The following is a 19,362-nucleotide window of genomic DNA, read 5'->3' on the forward strand; positions in this document are numbered from 1 at the left end:
AGGCCGGCTATGACAGGAAACTGAGCGCATGGCCTCGATATTTGGCTTCAGATCAAGGGATCCGGCTCGAGACAGGCAGACCGACATCTCGCGCCTTGACCGCCTGGCAAAGCTGCTTGACCAGATCGCAGCCGAGGTCGAGGCGGAGAAAAACGGCCTCGAGAATCGCTACCGGGCAAAGGCCACCAACGCGGCCTTCCTGGTCGAGGCGATGGAAAATGGTGCGGCTTCCTCCAGCAGATCCTCCGAGGTGAGCGAACTGACGAAGTCGATCCTGAATTACGAGCGACGCATCGCGGCGCTCGCACGCCAGAACGAACTGATGAAGGATCTCCGTCATTCGCTGGATGCAATCTTCGACGAAGGCGCCCAGCGTAGCTCGACCGCCAAGGCTGATTTTGCCAAGCCGGCCGCCGACACAGGGTGAACTTCGAGATCCCTGGGTGGGCCCACAGGCAGGAGGTGTGGTGTCACTGGGCAAGTAAAGAGGCAGCACAAGGAAGGTATTGGCAGAAGGTCAAGGTCAGCTCGTTTCGTCATGGTTTGAACGTCGACTTTGGGTTGGGGGCGCAGCACAAAGGTGAGTTTGGTATGAACGCGGATCCGAAAAGCACGTCCACCCCCGCAGCCGGCGGCAGGCCGTTCACGCGCTCGATCAGGCAAGGGAACCTGAGGCAGCTATGTTCGCGCGGCGCGTTTCTGCTGCTCGCACTCGGCAGCCTGATTGCAGGCCCGACCCCTTCCCATTCGCAGGACATCCCGACCGCGCCATCGTTCGTCGATGATTTCACCAGCTTCGATCGTGCGCGCTGGTACATTGCCGACGGCTGGACGAACGGCAAGCACCAGAACTGCACCTGGTCCAAAAGCCAGGTCCGGCTTTCCGACGGCATGCTGACGCTCGGTTTCGAAAAGCGGAAACTAAAGGACCGCGACTTTGCCTGCGGCGAGGTCCAGACCAAGCAGCGCTTCGGCTATGGCACCTATGAGGCGCGGATGAAAACCGATGCGGCCTCCGGCATCAATGCAGCCTTCTTCACCTACATCGGCCCTACTGACAAGCAGCCGTGGGATGAAATCGACTTCGAGGTGCTGACCAAGGACACCTCCAAGGTGCAGGTCAACGCCTACATAGCCGGCAAGGGCAACAACGAGAAACTGGTGAATGTAGCTGGCGGCACCGACAAGGCTTTTAACGACTACGCCTTCGTCTGGGAGAAGGACCGGCTGCGCTGGTACGTCAACGGCCAACTGGTGAACACGATCACCGATCCGGCAAAGCTGCCCACCCATGCGCAAAAGATATTCTTCAGCCTCTGGGGCAGCGACACGTTGAAGGAATGGATGGGGCCGTTTTCGGATCCGGGCCGCAAACTCACCATGCAAGTGGATCGCGTCGCATTCACGGCGCTCGGCCAGCCATGCCAGTTTCCGGAATCGCTGGCATGCAGCATAAAGTAAAGATTAATCTGAACCGGCCGGACCGAAAGCGCTCCGAAGTCTTGAACAGGAATGAAACCAAATGAATTTGACGGTCTTTGGAATTGGCTATGTCGGTCTCGTGCAGGCGGCGGTGCTTGCCGAAGTCGGACACCAGGTGGTGTGCGTCGACATCGACGTGAAAAAGGTCGAGCGGCTCAATCAGGGCCTCATCCCGATTTTCGAGCCCGGGCTCGAAAACCTCGTCAAGGAGAACCACGCGGCCGGCCGCATCAAGTTCACCACCGACGCCGCGGCCGCCGTCAAGCATGGCCAGATACAAATGATCGCCGTCGGCACGCCTCCGGGCGAGGATGGTTCGGCCGACCTCAAATATGTGCTGGCCGTTGCCGAGGCCATCGGCCGGGAGATGGACGCGCCCAAGATCGTCGTCGGTAAGTCGACCGTGCCGGTCGGCACCTGCGAAAAGATAAAGGCCAGGATTGCCGCGACGCTGAAGGCGCGGGGCCGCGAGGATCTGGGTTTCGACGTCGCCTCCAATCCGGAATTCCTCAAGGAAGGCTCCGCGGTGGCCGACTGCATGAAGCCCGACCGCATCATCGTCGGCACCGGCAGTGAGGATACCGAGGCGGTGATGCGTGAGCTTTACGCTCCATTCAATCGCAACCACGAGAAGATGATCGTGATGGATGTGCGCAGCGCCGAGTTCACCAAATACGCGGCCAATTGCATGCTGGCGACCAAGATCAGCTTCATGAACGAAATGGCCAACCTGGCCGAGGAACTCGGCGCCGACATCGAGGAAGTCCGCAAGGGCATCGGCAGCGACCCGCGCATCGGCTACCACTTCATCTATCCGGGCCTCGGCTATGGCGGCTCATGCTTCCCCAAGGACGTGCGCGCCCTGATCAAGACCGCCGAAGGCGTCAAGTTCGATGCCAAGCTGCTGCGCGCGGTCGAGGAACGCAACAACGACCAGAAGTCGGTCCTGTTCGACAAGGTGAACCGCTATTTCAAGGGCAATCTGAAGGGCAAGACCTTTGCGCTGTGGGGCCTCGCTTTCAAGCCCAATACCGACGACATGCGCGAGGCGCCGGCGCGTGTCTTGATGGAAGCGCTCTGGAAGGCCGGTGCGAAAGTGCAGGCTTACGATCCCGAGGCGATGCAGGAATGCCAGGCCATCTATGGACTGCGCGAAGATCTGCTCTTGTGCGGGACCAAGGAGGCAGCGCTGCGTGGCGCCGATGCGCTCATGATCGCCACCGAGTGGAAGAACTTCCAGGCGCCGTCATTCGACGCGATGAAGGATGCGCTGATCACGCCGATCATCTTCGACGGCCGAAATCTCTACGACCCGAAGGTCATCGCTCGCTACGGCATCGAATATCACTCGATCGGCAGAATGGCGGCGTGACGATAGGGTGGTCCAGCAAGGAGCCAGGTCCATGAAAGTTCTGTTTGCAGGCGGCAACGGCTACACGCCGCAGTTCAGCGGTGGCGTTCAGTCGAGCACGCACCATCTGGTCGAGCAGCTGCGCGAGCACGGTCATGACGCCTCGGTTCTGGCGGCGCTGTTCGGTGACGGCATGTTCGGTTTCAAGGCGCGCGCCAAGATGAAGCTGCTTCGCCAGCGTGCTGTCATCGACAGCTATCCCGGCTATCCGGTCGTGCGGGCATGGTTTCCCTGGGAGGCGGCGCGCTTCGCGGTCGAACGGCTCGATCCCGATGTCGCCGTCGTGCAGTGCCACAAATCGGTGCCGATCGGAAAGGCGCTGCAGGCGCTCGACGTGCCGCTGGTGGTCTATCTGCGGAACGTCGAATTCCACGAACTGGCCGGCGACCTGCGCGAATTGCATTCGGCGCTTTATATCGCCAACTCCGAATTCACCGCGCGCACCTATAAGGAAAAGTTCGGCATCGATTCGACCGTGATCCCGCCGACCATCAATCCCGGGCTCTACAGCACGCCGACAACCGGCGAATTCGTCACACTGATCAACCCTTACAATGAAAAAGGGTTCGAACTCGCCGTGCGCATCGCCGGTCAATGCCCCGAAATCCCGTTCCTGTTCGTCGAAAGCTGGAAGCTCGACGACGACCACCGGGCGCAGATCGAACAGATCATCGCGCCGCTCCGCAACGTCAGGCTGGAAAGCCGCACCAGCGACATGAAGACGGTCTATGGCCGCACCAAGATCCTGCTGGCGCCCAGCAAATGGGAAGAGGCCTGGGGCCGAGTGGCATCCGAGGCCCATTGCAGCGGCATTCCGGTCGTCGGCTCCCGGCGCGGCGGCCTGCCGGAAGCGATTGGCGCCGGCGGCGTGGTGCTCGACTATGACGCACCGCTCGACGACTGGGTCGCCGCAGTGAGGCGGCTATGGAGCGACAAGGCCGAGTACGGCAGGCTGTCGGCGGCGGCGCAGCTGTTTTCGGAGCGGCCGCAGATGAACCCCGACATTCAGTTCGCGACCTTCCTCGGCGTTCTCGACAGCGCCAGGCAAGGGGCTATGGAGCGTGCCGCCTGATGCATTTCGTCCAAAACCATGCATGTCGCCCAAAAGCCTGCCTTCGCGCCTGACCCCGGGGTGCGAGCGGCTTTGGGAAAACAACACGCACAACAGCAGACGCTTGAAGCGCCTCGCAACGCGGCAACGGGCTTCAGCCCTTATCCGCGCGAGCAGATCGCCGACCGGTCTCGAAAGATCGTCCATTCGATGAAGATTTGCTTCGTAGTTGATAAATTCCCCTCTTTGTCGGAGACCTTCGTCCTCGACCAGATAGCCGGGTGCCTCGAGCGCGGCATGCAAGTCGGCGTCGTCTGCAATGAGACGTCCTTCGGCAAGGACAGCAATATCGACGATCGCCGCTGGCAGGCGCTGCCTGGCAAGGTCGTCTGCTGGTGGGGCGGACTGGGGCGCTTTCGCCCGACGCTCAGGAAATGGTCAGGCAGGTTCTGGGATAAACTCTCGACCGCTGTCGACATCGCCTTTGCGCGCAAATTGCAGAACGCCGACGTGATCGTCGCGCATTTCGGCAATAACGGCATGCGCGTCGCCCGCGCCATGAAACGAGGCCGGATTTCCGCGCCGCTGGTGACCATATTCCACGGCCGCGATGTCGGCGAACCGCTGCATGACGGCACGCTCACGCGCTATAAGATTGTTTTCGAAAAGGGCGTTCTCCAGCTGCCGGTGAACGCGTTTTTCCGCGACGCCCTGATCGGCGTCGGCGCACCCCCGGCGCAGGTCATGGTTCACCATATGGGCGTGCGGCCGGGCGAGATCGACTACCAATGGCGTTCTTGGGACCGGGACACGCTGTCCTTCATCTCAGTCTGCCGGCTGACCGAAAAGAAGGGCATCGAATTTGCGCTTCGCGCCCTCGCCAGCCTGCCGCGGCGCGACTGGGTCTATTCGGTGATTGGCGGCGGCGAATTGCTGGAGGAGTTGAAGAAGCTCGCCACAAATCTAGGCATTGCCGACAGGGTGACTTTCCTCGGGCCGCGTCCGCACGCCGAGGTCAAGCAGCGCCTGCGCGACGCCCACGTATTCCTGCTGCCCAGCGTTGCCGCACAGGACGGCGATCTCGAGGGTATTCCGGTGGCGCTGATGGAGGCAATGGCCGCCGGGCTGATCGTGGTCAGCACCTATCACTCGGGCATCCCCGAGCTGATCGAGGATCAGGAGACGGGCTTCCTCGCACCGGAGCGAGACGTTTCGACGTTGGCCCGCAAGCTTGTCTGGGTGGCCGAGAACCCGGAGAAATGCGAGCGCATAGCACGTGCGGCGCGCCGCAAGATCGAGCAGGATTTCAACGCGGACGTGCTCAACGACCGTTTTGCGAAGATCGTCGCCCAGCTGGCCGAAGCCAGGCACCCGGCATGAACGCCAACCCGCCCCCCCAGCTCGGTCGCGTCGCCCTGCGCGGCGGCGTCGTGACGATCGGCGCGCAAGGCTTCAAGATGGCGATCCAGTTTCTCTCGGTGATCGTGCTCGCTCGTCTGCTCGTGCCCGAGGATTTCGGTCTGGTGGCTTCCGTTGGGCCGATCGTGGCCTTTGTCGGGCTGCTTCAGAATCTCGGCCTGCAGCAGGCTGTGGTCCAGCGCAAGGATATCAGCGCGGAGCAGCTCAACCAGGTATTCTGGATCAGTGCGCTGGTTGGGCTGGGCAGTGCCGTGGTGGTGGTATGCCTGGCGCCCGCTATCGCCGCCTTCTACGGCGATCAACGCATGGTCGGGATCACCATCGGCTCTGCCTTGCCGCTGCTTCTTGGCACCCTTGCTGCGGTGCCCTTGGCGTTGATGAACCGTCATTTGCGCTTTGGCCAGCTCGCGCTGAACGACGTGATTACCGCCGCTGCCGGACTTGCGACTACCGCAATCGCCGCCTACGCGGGACTGGGCTATTGGTCGCTGGTCATCGGCCCGGCGGTTTCGGCTGTTGTCGCGCTGGCCGCGGCATGGCAGGTGGCGCGCTGGACGCCGTCGCGGCCGGACCTGAAGGTCGATACCGGCATATTGTCCTTCGGCGCCAATCTGACCGGTTTCAATCTGGCCAACTTCTTCTCGCGCAATCTCGACAACATCCTGATCGGAAAATATTCGGGCGCCGTCGAACTCGGCTACTATGACCGAGCCTACAAGCTCCTGCTGTTTCCGCTGCAGAACATCAACCAGCCGCTGACACGCGTGATGGTGCCGCTGCTGAGCCGCATCCATGAGGACAAGGCGCGGTTTCGCGACATCTATGTGCGAACCAACTGGATGCTGGCGGCCGTCACCATGCCTGGCATCGCGGCACTGACGCTGACGTCGGACCAGGTGGTGGGGCTTCTCTTCGGCGAGCGCTGGACAGCGGTGGCACCGATTTTCGCCTGGCTGGGCATCGCCAGCCTGATCCAGCCCGTATCGAGCACCACCGGATGGATCTTCATCTGCCAGGGCAAGACCAAGACCATGTTCCACTGGGGCATCTACTCGTCGCTGACGACGGTCGCCGCCTTCATCATTGGTCTGCACTGGGGCGCCGTCGGTGTCGCGGCGGCCTATGCGATCAGCGGCTACGTGCTGCGCGTCCCGGTGCTCGCCGTCCTTATCCACCGCGTCGGCCCGGTCACCGCAGCCGACTTCCTGATCATGCAGGGGCTCTTTATCGTGTCGTCCCTGCTCGCCTGGTCGGCGTACCGGGAGTTGCCGGTATCTCTGACCGGCCGGTCAGACCTGCTCGCGGTGCTCCTGGCGGTTGCACTCAACTATTCGATCGGCCTGATCCTCATGCTTGCCCTTCGCCAGTCGCGCAGCGCCCTGTTCACCACACTTTCCAGCGCCATGCGCAACGCCCGCTAGGCGAGCGATTACCGGTCTCAACAGCTCACCTGCCGACATCGCCGACGCGTGCTCCTCAAGCACTGCCTGAAGGCTCGTCCTGCGATAGAGGTCGAGATTGGCGGTAAGTCTGCCGAGCTTCTGGCTCGCTTCCTCAGGTGTCACCGTATCGATGTCGAGCAGCAGGTCGGCGACGCCGATCCGCTTGGCGAGTTCCTTGGTCTTGAATTCATAGGCGATAGGCAGTACCGGCGTGCCGACGCAGAGCGACATGATCATCATGTGCATGCGCGTTGCGACGACGAAGTCGAAGCCTTTCACCAGTGCCATCAGTTGCTCCGGCGTGTGGAACGAAGCGTCCACACTTACATGCTTGGCGATCTCCGAATCGAGCTCGGCAACGATCGCCCGCGCCGTCTTGGAATCGTCATGGGCGTATTCCGGTACCCCTTGGCAAGTGGAGACGAACGTCACCTCCTTGGCGTGGTCCCTGACAAGGATAGTGGCGATCTCGCGAATCGAGTCGATGTAGCGGCGCATGCCGCCCTCGCCGTCGCTGACATAGTTCCAGTGACGGACGGAAATGGCGACACGGCCGGTGACCGTCGCCGACTGGCCGGAGGCCAGAAGATTTCCGATCCTGTCGGTATCGGCCAGGGCAAAGACTGCGTCGGCCACGACGTGGCATTTGCCAGGGTCTTTCACCATGTCCACAATGTGGCCTCTCGAACGTTCGTCGCGCAGCAGCATGAGCGGGCTCCGGTCGAAGATCGGGTTCAACTCCTGGCGATTGTAACGTTTGTTGAACGGGCCAAGCGATTGCGTGAAGAAGACCGGGTCCTTGCCCAGAATCGCGTCGATCCGGAATTGGTTGAGGCGCCGTTCCAGATTGTAGGTCTCGACGAGATAGGTTCCGCCTGTCGTGACCACGAGATCGGCGTCTTTGTAGATATCGAGACCGCGGCGATTGCTTGGGCTGAACAAACGCCCGAGAATGCCGCCGGTGCCGAACCGCCGCAGGGCATTGAGTACGAGCCGATTGTAGATCGGCTTGAACAGATTCTTCAGCCCGCTGCCGTATTTGTAACGGAACAGCGATTCCGACAGCAGCTTGTGGAATTCGAGATCCGGATACTCTTTCTTCGTGTAGAGCCTCGCCGCCACCTCCGGCTGGCTGTCGAAGACGTAGAACTGGATGTCGTCTTGCACGATCGTCTTGAAAACATGGCGGATCGCCAGGAGGATCGCTGCATCCCCGGTATTCAGGCAGACGGTGTTTTCAACCGCGATCTTCATGGAATGACCTCATTTCGTGAGTAGTCCCGTGGTTCCATCGACGGTTGCCAAAGGAAGCGGATTGCGGCGGGTTGGCCGAAAATGCTGTCGCCACGGATGGTCCTCGCGTCGTGATTATTGGCGCGCAGCCCGATGGCAGGCCAACGCGCGGTCCATGCGGCCCAAGCAGAGCGAGATTAACCCATCGATTTTGCAGCGCAACAAAAAACGTGGATTTTTGCTACGCTGCACCAAAAATGTTGCGATGCAGCACGAGCTGTACTAGGATTCTTGCGGGTGGGCCAACAGCGGTCGAGTTTTCATGCTGCATGTCTTGTACTTGGTACACGACGTCTCCGACCCGGCAGTGCGCCGGCGGATCATAATGCTTAAGGCAGGCGGCGCCCAGGTTACACTGGCGGGCTTCCGTCGGACGGCAAGCCCGGTCACCGACGTCGAAGGCTTGCGCCCTATCGACCTTGGCGCGACGCGCGACGGCCGATTCGCCCAGCGGCTGGCAGCAGTCACAAAGGCGGCGGTCTTGATCGCCTCGAAACTCGGCTCGATGCCAAGACCCGACCTCATCATCGCGCGCAATCTAGAAATGCTGGCGCTTGCCCGGCGTGCCAGATCGGCGTTCCAGGCGGCGGTGCCGATCGTCTACGAGTGTCTCGACATCCATCGCCTGCTGCTCCGCGACGACTTTCTCGGCAAGGCGATGCGCGGCGCGGAGCGCTATCTGGCCAGGGATATAAATCTGCTGGTGACCAGTTCGCCGGCGTTTATTGCCAACTATTTCAAGCCGTTCGGGCAGATTGCCGCGCCGGTCGAACTGCTCGAAAACAAATATTTCGAGCCTGCCGCGGTTGCGCTGGATGATCGCATAGTGGCGGATGATCCTGTCGCTCCGCCTTGGCGGATCGGCTGGTTCGGCGCGCTCCGGTGCCGCCGCTCCCTAGAGCTTCTGGCCGAATTTTCCCGACAGCTCGACGGTCGCTTCGAAATCATCCTCAGGGGTCGCCCGGCGCTTTCCGAATTTCCGGATTTTCACGGTTTTGTCGAAGCCGAGCCCTGGCTTTCGTTTGGTGGGCCCTATCGGAACCCCGAGGATATGGCGACGGTCTACCGCGAGGTCCATTTCTCCTGGGCCATCGATTTTTTCGAGCAGGGGCTGAATTCCGAATGGCTGCTGCCCAACCGTCTCTACGAGGGCTGCCGCTTCGGCGCCGTGCCGATCTCGATGGGCAACACCGAAACCGGCCGGTTTCTCGACCGGCAGGGCATCGGCGTTCTTTTGCCTCAGGCCACGCCCGAGGCACTCGAAGCCGCCCTGGGCGATATGGTCGAGCATCGTTTCGGGAAATTGCGGGCGCGTGTTCTTGCCCGCAATCCGCGAACCTGGAGCCACGATCGGAGCGATTGCCGGGCGCTCGTCGAGAAGCTTCGCGGGTTGACGGTTGCGCAGGGTCCGTATGCTGCCCGGGCACTTGCCTAGGATGGCGAGGGATGGATATGGGCCGATGACGCCAACCGAAATGCTTCCTCCCAGCCTGATCGTGATTCCGTGCCTGAACGAAGCGGCTCACATCGGTGCGCTTGTTCATGAGCTTCGACCGGCGGCCGAGAGGCTCGGCGCCAGGATCGTCGTTGCCGATGGCGGCAGTACGGATGGCACAAGGGCGATCGTCGGGGAGATTGCCGGGAAGGATCCGCGGATTATCCTTCTTCACAATGAAAAGCGCCTCCAGAGCGCGGCGATCAATCTCGCCGTCGCCAGTTACGGCGAGGGGGCTGAATATCTCATTCGTATCGACGCGCATGGCGGCTATCCCCCGGACTATTGCGATCGGCTGGTCGAGGAGGCGCTGGCCACTGGCGCCGATTCGGTCGTCGTCTCGATGCTGACCAGCGGCAGCGGCACGGTGCAGAAAGCGGTGGCGGCCGCACAGAATTCCAAGCTCGGCACGGGCGGCTCCAAGCACCGGCATCTCTCGGCGGGCGAGTGGGTCGATCACGGCCACCATGCGCTGATGCGGATATCGGCCTTCAAGGCGGTGGGCGGCTATGACGAGACGTTCAGCCACAACGAGGATGCGGAGCTCGACTATCGGCTCCGTCAGGCCGGTTACCGGATCTGGATGAGCGGCAAGACGCAAATGATCTACTACCCGCGCTCGTCGCTCGCCGGCCTGTATTTCCAGTATCTCGGCTATGGCCGCGGCCGCGCAAAGAACGTTCTCAAGCACCGCATGATACCGAAGGTCCGACAGATGGTGCCGCTCCTGGTATTCCCTGTCGTCCTTCTCTCTGCCTTTTTCTTCGTGCATTGGCTGGCGGTCGTGCCACTTCTGGTGTGGGCGTCGGTTTGCCTCGGCTATGGCGTGTGGACCGCCATCAGCCAGCGCAATCCGGACAGTGCGCTTGCCGGGATTTCGGCGATGGTCATGCATTTCGGCTGGTCCGTCGGCTTTTGGCTGCAACTGCTTGGACCGCGATCGCAGCATAGGAGGGTAGCGTGATGGGTGTGGCCGAGAAAAACCGCAGCAAAAACCGCAGCATCGACATTTGCGTCTGCACGTTTCGGCGGCCGGAGCTTGCCGACACGCTTCGCTCCATAGCCGCCCTGGAGGTGCCTTCGGGATTCGACATCCGCGTCATCGTCGCCGACAATGATGACGGCCCGACGGCCGAGCTGCTGGTGGCGACGCTGGCGGAGACGCTGAAGCTGCCGATCAGCTACCGTCATTGCCCGGCGCGCAACATCTCGATCGCCCGCAACGCCTGCCTCGACGCCAGCACGGCGGATTTCGTCGCCTTCCTCGACGATGACGAAACGGCATCGTCGAGATGGCTCGCCGAATTGGTTGCGACGGCGGAAGTGAGTGGTGCTGCCGCCGTGCTCGGGCCGGTGCGGGCGCGCTATCGGCCGGACGCGCCCGACTGGATGCGCCGCGGCGATTTCCACTCCACCCTGCCCGTCTGGGTGGGCGGCGAGATCCGCACCGGCTACACCTGCAACGTCCTGCTCAGGATGGGCGCCGACTGCCTCCGCGGCCGGCGGTTCAGCCTGGCGCGTGGCCAGACCGGCGGCGAGGACACCGAATTCTTCGACCATATGGTCAAGGCCGGCGGTCGCATCGTCTTTTCGCCGCAGGCCTGGGTCGATGAAGTGGTGCCACGCGCCAGGGCCGCATTCGACTGGCTCCGTCGCCGCCGGTTCCGCGTCGGGCAGACGCATGGGCACCTCCTGGGACGCGACGCGAGTGGCCTCGCGCTGGTCAGGCAAGTCGGCCTTGCCTCGGCAAAGGCGGTTTTTTGTTTCGCATCGGCAATCCCGGTCGCCATCAGTCCCGTGCGCAGGAACCGCAGCGTGCTTCGCGGCATTATGCATGTCGGCGTCGTGAGCGGTCTCGTCGGCGTGCGTGAAATCCGCCAATACGGCCTGCCCACGCCGCAGGGAGGGGGCAAGCGTGCAGCCTGACGTCACCTTTGTCATTGCCGCCTACAATGCGGAGCTGACCATCGAGCGGGCGATCGCCAGCGCCATCGCCCAGCGCAATGTCAGCGTTGAGGTGATCGTCGTCGACGACCAGTCACGCGACCGGACGCTCGATCTGGCGCGATCCTACCCCGAGGACATCGTGCGCGTCGTCGCCCTTGAGCAAAACCGTGGTCCCGGCGGCGCCAGGAATGCCGGGCTTGAGCTTGCCCGTGGCAGATGGGTCGCGGTCCTCGATTCCGACGATGCCGTCTATCCCGGGCGGATCTGCACCATGATTGACCGCGCCGAAAAAGCGGGTGCCGAGATCGCGGTCGACAATCTCCAGGTCGTTCGCGAGGACGGCGTTGCCGAAGAGACGATGTTCCCGGCCGACTATCTCGAGGGCTTAAGTGAAATCTCGCTGGCCGACTATATCGCCGGCAATGTGGTCTTCGAATCCAGGTTCAACCTCGGCTATCTCAAACCGATCTTCCAGCGACGCTTTCTGAACGAAAACGCGCTTCGCTATGACGAAAGCCTGATCATCGGCGAAGACTACATCCTGCTGGCCAGTGCTCTGGCCAAAGGCGGAAAATGCGTGGTCGAGCCGACGACCGGCTATGTCTACCATATCCGGACCGGCTCCATTTCCCGCGTGCTTGAACTTAATCACGTCGAGGCGATGCGCAAGGCCGACCTCGTCTTCGCCAGAACCCATTCGATGGATGCAAAGGCCGAGGCCGCTTTCGCAAGACGCACACGCAGCCTGCGCAAGGCGGCGTCGTTCCTGTCGCTGGTCCAGCACATCAAGGCGCGCTCCCCGCTCAAGGCGGTGTGGACGGCGCTGAGCGATCCGGCGGCGGTTCGGCATATGAGCATGCCGATCGCCGTCCGGCTGCGAAGGGTGGCGGCGCAATTTGCCGTGGGTGCGGGGGAGGTAAAAGGTGCAGGCAGGTGAAAACAGTTTTCGCGGCCTGCGACAGGTTGAAGTCGATCTCCTCAGAAGGAATAAGCGATGAAGAAAGTCAGGAAGGCAGTCATACCGGTAGCGGGGCTTGGAACGCGGTTCCTGCCGGCGACCAAGTCGATGCCGAAGGAAATGCTGCCGGTCGTCGACAGGCCTGTCGTGCAATATGCGGTGGATGAGGCGTTCGAAGCCGGCATCGAGCACATTGTCTTCGTGACGGGCCGCAACAAGGCGGTCATTGAGGATTATTTCGACCTGCATCCAGAATTGATCGGGACTTTGGAACAGACCGGCAAGACGGCGCAGCTTCAGGCGCTGGAAAGCCTGCTTCCCGTGGCTGGTGCGACGAGCTTCATCCGCCAGCAGTCGCCGCAAGGTCTCGGCCATGCGGTGTGGTGCGCCCGGGAAGTCATCGGCGATGAGCCCTTCGCATTGCTGTTGCCCGACATGGTGTCCTTCGGCGGGCGCGGATGTCTCGCTGAAATTGCCGACCTCTATGCGCAGACCGGCGGCAACGTCATTGCCGTCGAGCGCTGCGACCCGACCGAGACCAGCAAATACGGCATCGTCGGATGCGGCGCGGATGTCGGCTCGGGTTTCGAGGTCACCGCCATGGTCGAAAAGCCGGCTCCGGCCAACGCGCCGTCGAACTATTACATCAACGGCCGCTATATCCTGCAGCCTGGGATATTCGCGCTGCTCGGCAATCAGCAGCGCGGCGCCGGCAATGAGATCCAGCTGACTGACGCCATGGTCCGCCTTGCGCAAAGCCAGGCTTTCTTCGCCCAGCCCTTCAACGGGCGGATGTTCGATTGCGGCTCGAAAGAAGGGTTCATCCAGGCCAATATCGCCTTCGCGCTGGCGCGCGACGACATGAAGGGGCCGATCTTCGAGATGCTTCAGGAGTTCGTCCGATCGCATGAGCGCCGGGTGGAAGCCGCATAATGTCCATTTTTTGGGAGGATAGGTGACGCAAGACGCTCCGCATGAATATGTGCTGATGCTTCCGATCCTGCTTTAGGCCTGCAAACGGGAGCATCGGACCCAAAAGTATAGAGCGGTTTTGGGGAATCCGATGCTCGAACAAGAGATAGAGCGGCGGCACAGGTCGACGTGAGGGACCGCCGCTCTAGATGTAAACTAGAATTGGACCGAAGATGAATTATGCCAATTTTCCTCTCGACAAGAGGAAACCATTGCCGAGTTCGGACGCAGTCAGCGCCGACGATTTCATCGATGTCGAGCGCCTGCTCAGCATGGCAGCAAGGCAGGCAAAGGTGGTCGCGGCATGCGCTGCCATCGGTCTTTTTCTGGGCGTGCTCTATTTGCAGACCACGCCTCCCACCTACATGGCGACGAGCCGCGTGCTTATCGACGAAGGCTTGAATAAGGTCGTTGACGAGGTGTCGGCGGCGTCGGTCAGCATGCAGACCGATTCCGCCATTCTGAGCCAGATCGAAATTCTTCACTCGGCGAGGTTGGCGGCGGTGGTCGTCGACAAGCAGAAGCTCGATCAGAATGACGCCTTCCTGTATCCTCCGACGTCGGCGGTTTCGAAGGCTGTCGGTTTTGTGCGCGGTGTGATCCGGTATTTCCGTCCCAGCCCCGCCGTGAGCACCACCGACGTTACCCAGCTCGATCCGGCGACGCGTGACGCGATGATTGCCTCGTCACGCCGCGATTACGCGATCCTCAAACTGCAAAACGAGGTGCAAGCCGAGCGCATAGGTCGAAGCTATGTGATCTCCATCGCCTATCAGGCGACGGATCCCGCACTTGCGACCGCGATCACCAAAGCCTATGCCGACGCCTATCTCGCGGACCAGCTCGATGCGAGCTTCGATGCGACCGAGCGCGCGGCGGTCTGGCTGCAAGGCCGGCTGACGGAGCTTCGTGAAAGTTCCCAGGCAGCGGCGCTCGCCGTCGAGAAGTTCAGGGCCGAACATGGGTTGGCCGTCAACGATGGCCAATTGATCAGCGACAAGCAACTGGGCGACCTCAACAGTCAGCTCATTGAGGCGCAGGCCGATACCGCGCGCGCCAGCGCCCGCTACCAGCAATACAAGTCGATCGTCGAAAGCGGTTCTGACAACGCATTCAGGGATGCCGCCATATCCGCCGACCAGCCGGCCAACTCGATCATTTCAACGCTCAAGACCCGCTATCTCACTGTCGCCAAGCGGCAGCAGGATATCGAAGCCAATTTCGGGGCTGAGCATCCCCAGGCGGTCGCACTCGCCAAGGAAAAGGCCGACATATCAGCGCAGATTTTCGGCGAGCTGAAGCAGTTGACCGAAAGCTACCGCAACGAATACGAAGTCGCTCTCGCGCGCGAGACGGCGCTCCGCGCAAATGTCGCGTTAGCGGCTGGCAAGAGTTCCATCGATAACCAGTCGCAGGTCAAGCTGCGCGAACTCGAGCAGAAGGCAACGGCGCTCTCGACGCTCTATCAGACGTTCCTTGGCCGCTACGAAGAAGCCTCCCAGCAGCAATCCTTCCCGGTCGGCAAGATCCGCGTCATCTCGGACGCGACGCTGCCGCAGTCCGCGGCAACCCCGCGCACGTCCATAGTGCTGGGACTTTCGCTTGTGCTTGGCGTGATGATGGGGGCCGGGGTTGGTGGCCTGAATGAATTCAGGGAACGGTTCTTCAGGACCGGCGAGGACGTTCGCGATCGCGTCGGCCTAAAATTCCTCGGCTACCTGCCGATCATCGGCAGCAAGGTCGCTAAGGAAGACAAGCGTGATGACGGTCCGGCGGACGTCAAAACCGCCCAATCACCGTCGGCTGCTGAAAGACGCGCGCGCATGCGGGTGAGCGTCGATGCGCCGGCATCGATGTTTTCCGAAACGCTTCGCAGCGCCAAAATTGCCTTCGACGTCGTGATGGAAGGGCAGGGCAGCCGGGTCATTGGCGTGATCTCGGTCCTTCCCGGCGAGGGCAAGTCGACCGTGGCGGCGAATCTGGCAGGACTGCTTGCTGCCAACGGGTCGAAAACCCTGCTGGTGGACGGCGATCTGCGCAACCCCGGCCTCAGCCGCAGTCTTGGCATGGAAGCCGAGCAAGGCCTGATGGAAGCGGTGGTGAGCGGGCAGACCTGGCAGTCCGTCGGCAAGATCGACCGGCAGACCAAGCTGGCGATCGTCCCGGCTGTGCCGCGCGGCCATTTCTCGCACACGAGTGAGCTTCTGTCGTCGGCCGGGATGCGGCGTTTCATCGACAATGCCAAGGAGACCTTCGAGTACGTCATCGTCGATCTGCCGCCGCTCGGCCCGGTGGTCGATGCCAAGGCCTTTGCTCCGCTTGCCGACGGCTTCGTGCTCGTAACCGAGTGGGGGCACACGCCGCGTGCGATGGTGCAATCCATCCTGAGCTCGGAACCCTATATCGCCAACAAGATCGTCGGCGTCGTCTTGAACAAGGTCGATTTGAAGAAGCTGGCGAAATATGGATCGATCGGCGGCTCGGAAAAATTCTTCGACAGATACTCGTCCTACTATCTGGAAAAGTCGGAAGCGCGGACGAAGGCAAAGACCTGAGGCCGGTCTATAGGAACGGACATTGAGCAGAGCGTCGTCGTCCTGCGCGGCCAGGCCGAACCGGGCCAGAGGCCGTCGTGAGCGAACACGAATATCCCTCGAACAGACCATAACCGGCAGCCGGCGCTCAAGGTCGATCGAGCCGCGACGGTGGCGCAAAAGTGGTGGGCACCATGCTTCGCGCCGCACATTCCACAGCAGGACGTTTGCAGCCAGGAACCGGCGTGACACGCCGGCGCCGTTACGCCGCCTTGAGACGATAGCGGAAGATGGTGTGGTCGAGCAGAAGCCGGACTCGCGGTTCGGCCTCGATCGCAATCAGCCAGCTCGCCGCGATCATGGTCGCCCCGACGATGACCACCGAAAGCAGGTATGGCACTCCCGCACGCATCAAGGCGCCGAGAATGGCCGCGCCGACGACATCATGGATCAGATAGAGCGGATAAGTCATCAGGCCGATCCGGCGCCAGCCGCGCCAGGACAGATCGAGCCGCAACGACCATGCCATCAGGGCGATGGCAACCAGGAAGAAGAAGATCGGCGGCGCGTATGGCATCTGCTCTTCGACCTTCACAGTGTGAACATCGACCGAACTGGCGATCTGCAGGACGCAGCCGGCCAGAAACAGCGCGCAGAGGACAAGACGGAACGGCGTCACCGCCTTGAATCGCATCAGCCAGATCATGACGCCCGTCGCAAAGAAGCATCCGTGATGCACCAACAGCAGGGCGAGCCAACGCGCCTCGGCAAACTCGGACCAGTCGAGCGGATAATACAGGCACCAGAAGAGCGTGCTGATCAGGCCGATCACGATGGCCACGACCTCCATCAGATGGAAGCGGCCCAGCCACAGCAAGGTCCAGACGACGGCGTAAAAGGCGATCTCGATGCCGAGCGTCCAATAGACGCTGTCGACCCAGGGGGAGTAGGGAGCAAACAATGCCGTGCGAATGAGCCGGGTCACGGCATCTGTCGGCCAGCTGAGCCCGACGAGGAGCAGCACCGCCGCGGTGACCGGCGCGCAGATCCAGACCGCCGGCGCCAGCCGCCTCACCCTTGCCTCGAAAAACCGCAACGCGGTCGAGTTTTCGGCGCTGAAGGCGATGACGAAGCCGCTGATGACGAAAAACACCTGGACGCCGACCCATCCGGAGCCGAGCATCTCCAGTTCCGGATGCGGCGGGATGCCGCCGGTGGCCTGTGCCGAAACGCCGGCGGGAAAGGCCCACACCCAGTAACCATAGTGGTAGACATCACGAGGACTGCGGCGAGAAATCGAAGTATGTCGACGCCGCCAAATGTGGTTTTTTGCTGAGCCATGCCGTATCGTCGGTGGGCGCCCCGACAAAACTGTATGGCGATTTGCTGCATGCACAATAGCCAATTGGCTACCGGCGCGCTGTCGATGGCCCGATGTCTTTACCGGCCGATTCCGCGTCCCTTCAGCGCTGCGGTGATTTCGTCGAGAATGACCGGGTCGTCGATGGTCGCCGGCATCGTCCATTCTTCCTTGTCGGCAATCTTCTGCATGGTTCCGCGCAGGATTTTGCCGGAGCGCGTCTTTGGCAAGCGCTTGATCGTCACTACCGTCTTGAAGGCGGCGACCGGGCCGATCCGCTCGCGCACCAGGGTGACCACCTCGGTCTCGATGGCGCGGGTGTCGCGCGCGACACCCGCATTCAGAACGACGAAGCCGAGCGGAACCTGGCCTTTCATCGCATCCGCGATGCCGATGACGGCGCATTCGGCAACGTCGGGATGGGCGGCCAGCACCTCCTCCATGGCGCCGGTCGACAGCCGGTGGCCGGCGACATTGATGATGTCGTCGGTCCGGGCCATGACGAACAAATAGCCGTCCTCGTCCATCATGCCGGCATCCGCCGTTTTGTAGAAGCCGGGAAATTCCTCGAGATAGGCTTGGCGAAACCGGTCATCGGCGTTCCACAGCGTCGGCAGGCAGCCGGCCGGCAGCGGCAGCTTGACCACGACATTGCCCAACGTGCCGCGTGGCACTTCGTGGCCGGCATCGTCGAGCACGCGGATGTCGTAGCCAGGCATCGGCACGCCGGGCGAGCCGTATTTCACCGGCAGCAGGCCCAATCCGGCTGGGTTGATCGTCATCGGCGAGCCGGTCTCGGTCTGCCACCAATGGTCGATCACCGGCACGTTCAATTTCTGCTCCGCCCATTTGATGGTCTCCGGATCGGCGCGCTCGCCGGCGAGGAACAGCGTGCGGAATTTCGACAGGTCGTATTTCGGGACGAATTCGCCCTTTGGGTCCTGTCCCTTGATGGCGCGGAAGGCGGTCGGCGCGGTGAACAGCGCGACCACCCCGTGCTCTGATATCACTCGCCAGTAGGTGCCGGCGTCGGGCGTGCCGACCGGCTTGCCCTCGAACATGACGCTCGTGCAGCCATGCAGCAGCGGGCCGTAGACGATATAGGAATGGCCGACCACCCAGCCGACGTCGGAAGCCGCCCAGAACACCTCGCCCGGCTTGACGCCGAACTCGTTCTCCATCGACCATTTCAGCGCAACCATGTGGCCGCCATTGTCGCGCACGATGCCCTTGGGCTGGCCGGTCGTACCGGACGTGTAGATGATGTAGAGCGGGTCGGTGGCGAGCACCGGAACGCAGTCGACATTGGCGCCCGCGGCCCGCTCACGGGCGACGGCGTCGGCATAGTCGATGTCGTGGTTTTCCCTGAACTCGCAGCGCAGCTGGTCGCGCTGCAGGATGAGGCAGGCCTCGGGCTTGTGCCGCGACATCTCGATCGCCTTGTCGAGCAGCGGCTTGTAGGCGACGACGCGCCCGGGCTCCAGGCCGCAGGAGGCGGAAATGATCAGCTTTGGCCTGGCGTCGTCGATGCGCGTGGCGAGCTCGTGCGAGGCAAAGCCGCCGAAAACGACCGAATGCACGGCGCCGATGCGGGCGCAGGCAAGCATGGCAAAGGCAGCTTCCGGCACCATCGGCATATAGATGATGACCCGATCGCCTTTTTGGACGCCGCGATTCTTCAGCACCGACGTCAGCGCGACCACCTCGCGTTTCAGTTCGGCATAGGTGAATTTCCTGATCGTGCCGGAAATCGCGCTGTCATGGATCAGCGCGATCTGATCGGCGCGGCCACCCGCCACGTGGCGGTCGACGGCGTTGAAGCAGGTGTTGCAGGAGGCGCCGCCAAACCAGCGCCCATAGACGCCGGCATTCGGATCGAAGACCTTGTCGAACGGTGTGAACCAGTCGATGGCCCTGGCCGCATCCGCCCAGAATTTTTCCGGATCGCGTTTCCAGCCGTCATAGACCTCATGGTAGCGTGACGCCATCAAGCTTCCT

General features: G+C 62.0%; 14 protein-coding genes and 1 pseudogene. 12 read left to right on the forward strand and 3 right to left on the reverse strand.

All coding sequences use genetic code 11. The annotated features are described in order from the left end of the window. Nucleotides 1–28 precede the first annotated feature (28 nt). The 6 genes from NKH12_RS13230 (at nt 29) to NKH12_RS13255 (ending at nt 6,784) form a co-directional block, all read left to right on the forward strand. The gene (locus NKH12_RS13230) at nt 29–427 is read left to right on the forward strand and encodes a hypothetical protein (RefSeq protein ID WP_352953514.1); all 399 of its coding nucleotides are present in this window, start codon (nt 29–31) and stop codon (nt 425–427) included. A 164-nt stretch (nt 428–591) separates the two neighbouring features. Continuing rightward, the gene (exoK, locus tag NKH12_RS13235) at nt 592–1,461 is read left to right on the forward strand and encodes an endo-1,3-1,4-beta-glycanase ExoK (RefSeq protein WP_352953539.1); all 870 of its coding nucleotides are present in this window, start codon (nt 592–594) and stop codon (nt 1,459–1,461) included. A gap of 61 nt (nt 1,462–1,522) precedes the next feature. Beyond that, nucleotides 1,523–2,854: a UDP-glucose dehydrogenase family protein gene (locus tag NKH12_RS13240; RefSeq protein ID WP_352953515.1), complete on the forward strand. Its 1,332-nt coding sequence runs from the start codon at nt 1,523–1,525 to the stop codon at nt 2,852–2,854. 31 nt (nt 2,855–2,885) lie between these two features. Continuing rightward, on the forward strand, nt 2,886–3,965 hold the full coding sequence (locus NKH12_RS13245) for a glycosyltransferase (RefSeq protein ID WP_352953516.1): 1,080 nt from the start codon (nt 2,886–2,888) through the stop codon (nt 3,963–3,965). 72 nt (nt 3,966–4,037) lie between these two features. Then, nucleotides 4,038–5,324, forward strand: a complete 1,287-nt coding sequence (locus NKH12_RS13250; RefSeq protein WP_352953517.1) for a glycosyltransferase — start codon at nt 4,038–4,040, stop codon at nt 5,322–5,324. After that, nucleotides 5,321–6,784, forward strand: coding sequence for a lipopolysaccharide biosynthesis protein (locus NKH12_RS13255; protein WP_352953518.1), 1,464 nt, complete (start codon nt 5,321–5,323; stop codon nt 6,782–6,784). Before NKH12_RS13250 ends, NKH12_RS13255 begins: the two co-directional genes overlap by 4 nt. Before the next feature lie 222 nt (nt 6,785–7,006). Here NKH12_RS13255 and NKH12_RS13260 read toward each other — a convergent pair. Further along, a pseudogene (locus tag NKH12_RS13260) lies at nt 7,007–8,059 on the reverse strand (polysaccharide pyruvyl transferase family protein); the annotation flags it as partial. 301 nt (nt 8,060–8,360) lie between these two features. On the opposite strand from NKH12_RS13260, the gene NKH12_RS13265 reads away from it, so the two are divergent. The 6 genes from NKH12_RS13265 to NKH12_RS13290 all read left to right on the forward strand — a co-directional run bounded on the left by NKH12_RS13265 (nt 8,361) and on the right by NKH12_RS13290 (nt 16,025). Further along, nucleotides 8,361–9,533, forward strand: coding sequence for a glycosyltransferase family protein (locus tag NKH12_RS13265; protein ID WP_352953519.1), 1,173 nt, complete (start codon nt 8,361–8,363; stop codon nt 9,531–9,533). Nucleotides 9,534–9,558: 25 nt separating this feature from the next. Beyond that, complete coding sequence (locus NKH12_RS13270) at nt 9,559–10,557, forward strand: glycosyltransferase family 2 protein (protein ID WP_352953520.1); 999 nt, start codon at nt 9,559–9,561, stop codon at nt 10,555–10,557. Then, entirely contained in the window at nt 10,557–11,519 is a 963-nt protein-coding gene (locus tag NKH12_RS13275; protein WP_352953521.1) for a glycosyltransferase family 2 protein, read from the forward strand. The genes NKH12_RS13270 and NKH12_RS13275 overlap by 1 nt, the downstream gene beginning before the upstream one ends. Then, nucleotides 11,509–12,477, forward strand: a complete 969-nt coding sequence (locus tag NKH12_RS13280; protein ID WP_352953522.1) for a glycosyltransferase family 2 protein — start codon at nt 11,509–11,511, stop codon at nt 12,475–12,477. Before NKH12_RS13275 ends, NKH12_RS13280 begins: the two co-directional genes overlap by 11 nt. A gap of 57 nt (nt 12,478–12,534) precedes the next feature. After that, nucleotides 12,535–13,431: a UTP--glucose-1-phosphate uridylyltransferase gene (locus NKH12_RS13285; protein WP_352953523.1), complete on the forward strand. Its 897-nt coding sequence runs from the start codon at nt 12,535–12,537 to the stop codon at nt 13,429–13,431. 212 nt (nt 13,432–13,643) lie between these two features. Next, a complete protein-coding gene (locus NKH12_RS13290) occupies nt 13,644–16,025 on the forward strand; it encodes a polysaccharide biosynthesis tyrosine autokinase (protein WP_352953524.1) in 2,382 nt (793 codons plus the stop codon). Between the two features lie 241 nt (nt 16,026–16,266). On the opposite strand, the gene NKH12_RS13295 is transcribed toward NKH12_RS13290, so the two are convergent. Continuing rightward, complete coding sequence (locus NKH12_RS13295; RefSeq protein WP_352953525.1) at nt 16,267–17,256, reverse strand: acyltransferase family protein; 990 nt, start codon at nt 17,254–17,256, stop codon at nt 16,267–16,269. A gap of 188 nt (nt 17,257–17,444) precedes the next feature. Then, nucleotides 17,445–19,352 carry a propionyl-CoA synthetase gene (locus tag NKH12_RS13300; protein ID WP_352953526.1) on the reverse strand — a complete coding sequence of 636 codons (1,908 nt, stop codon included), beginning with the start codon at nt 19,350–19,352 and terminating at the stop codon, nt 17,445–17,447. Nucleotides 19,353–19,362 lie beyond the last annotated feature (10 nt).

This window comes from Mesorhizobium sp. M1322, from assembly GCF_040318085.1.
Lineage (GTDB): Bacteria > Pseudomonadota > Alphaproteobacteria > Rhizobiales > Rhizobiaceae > Mesorhizobium.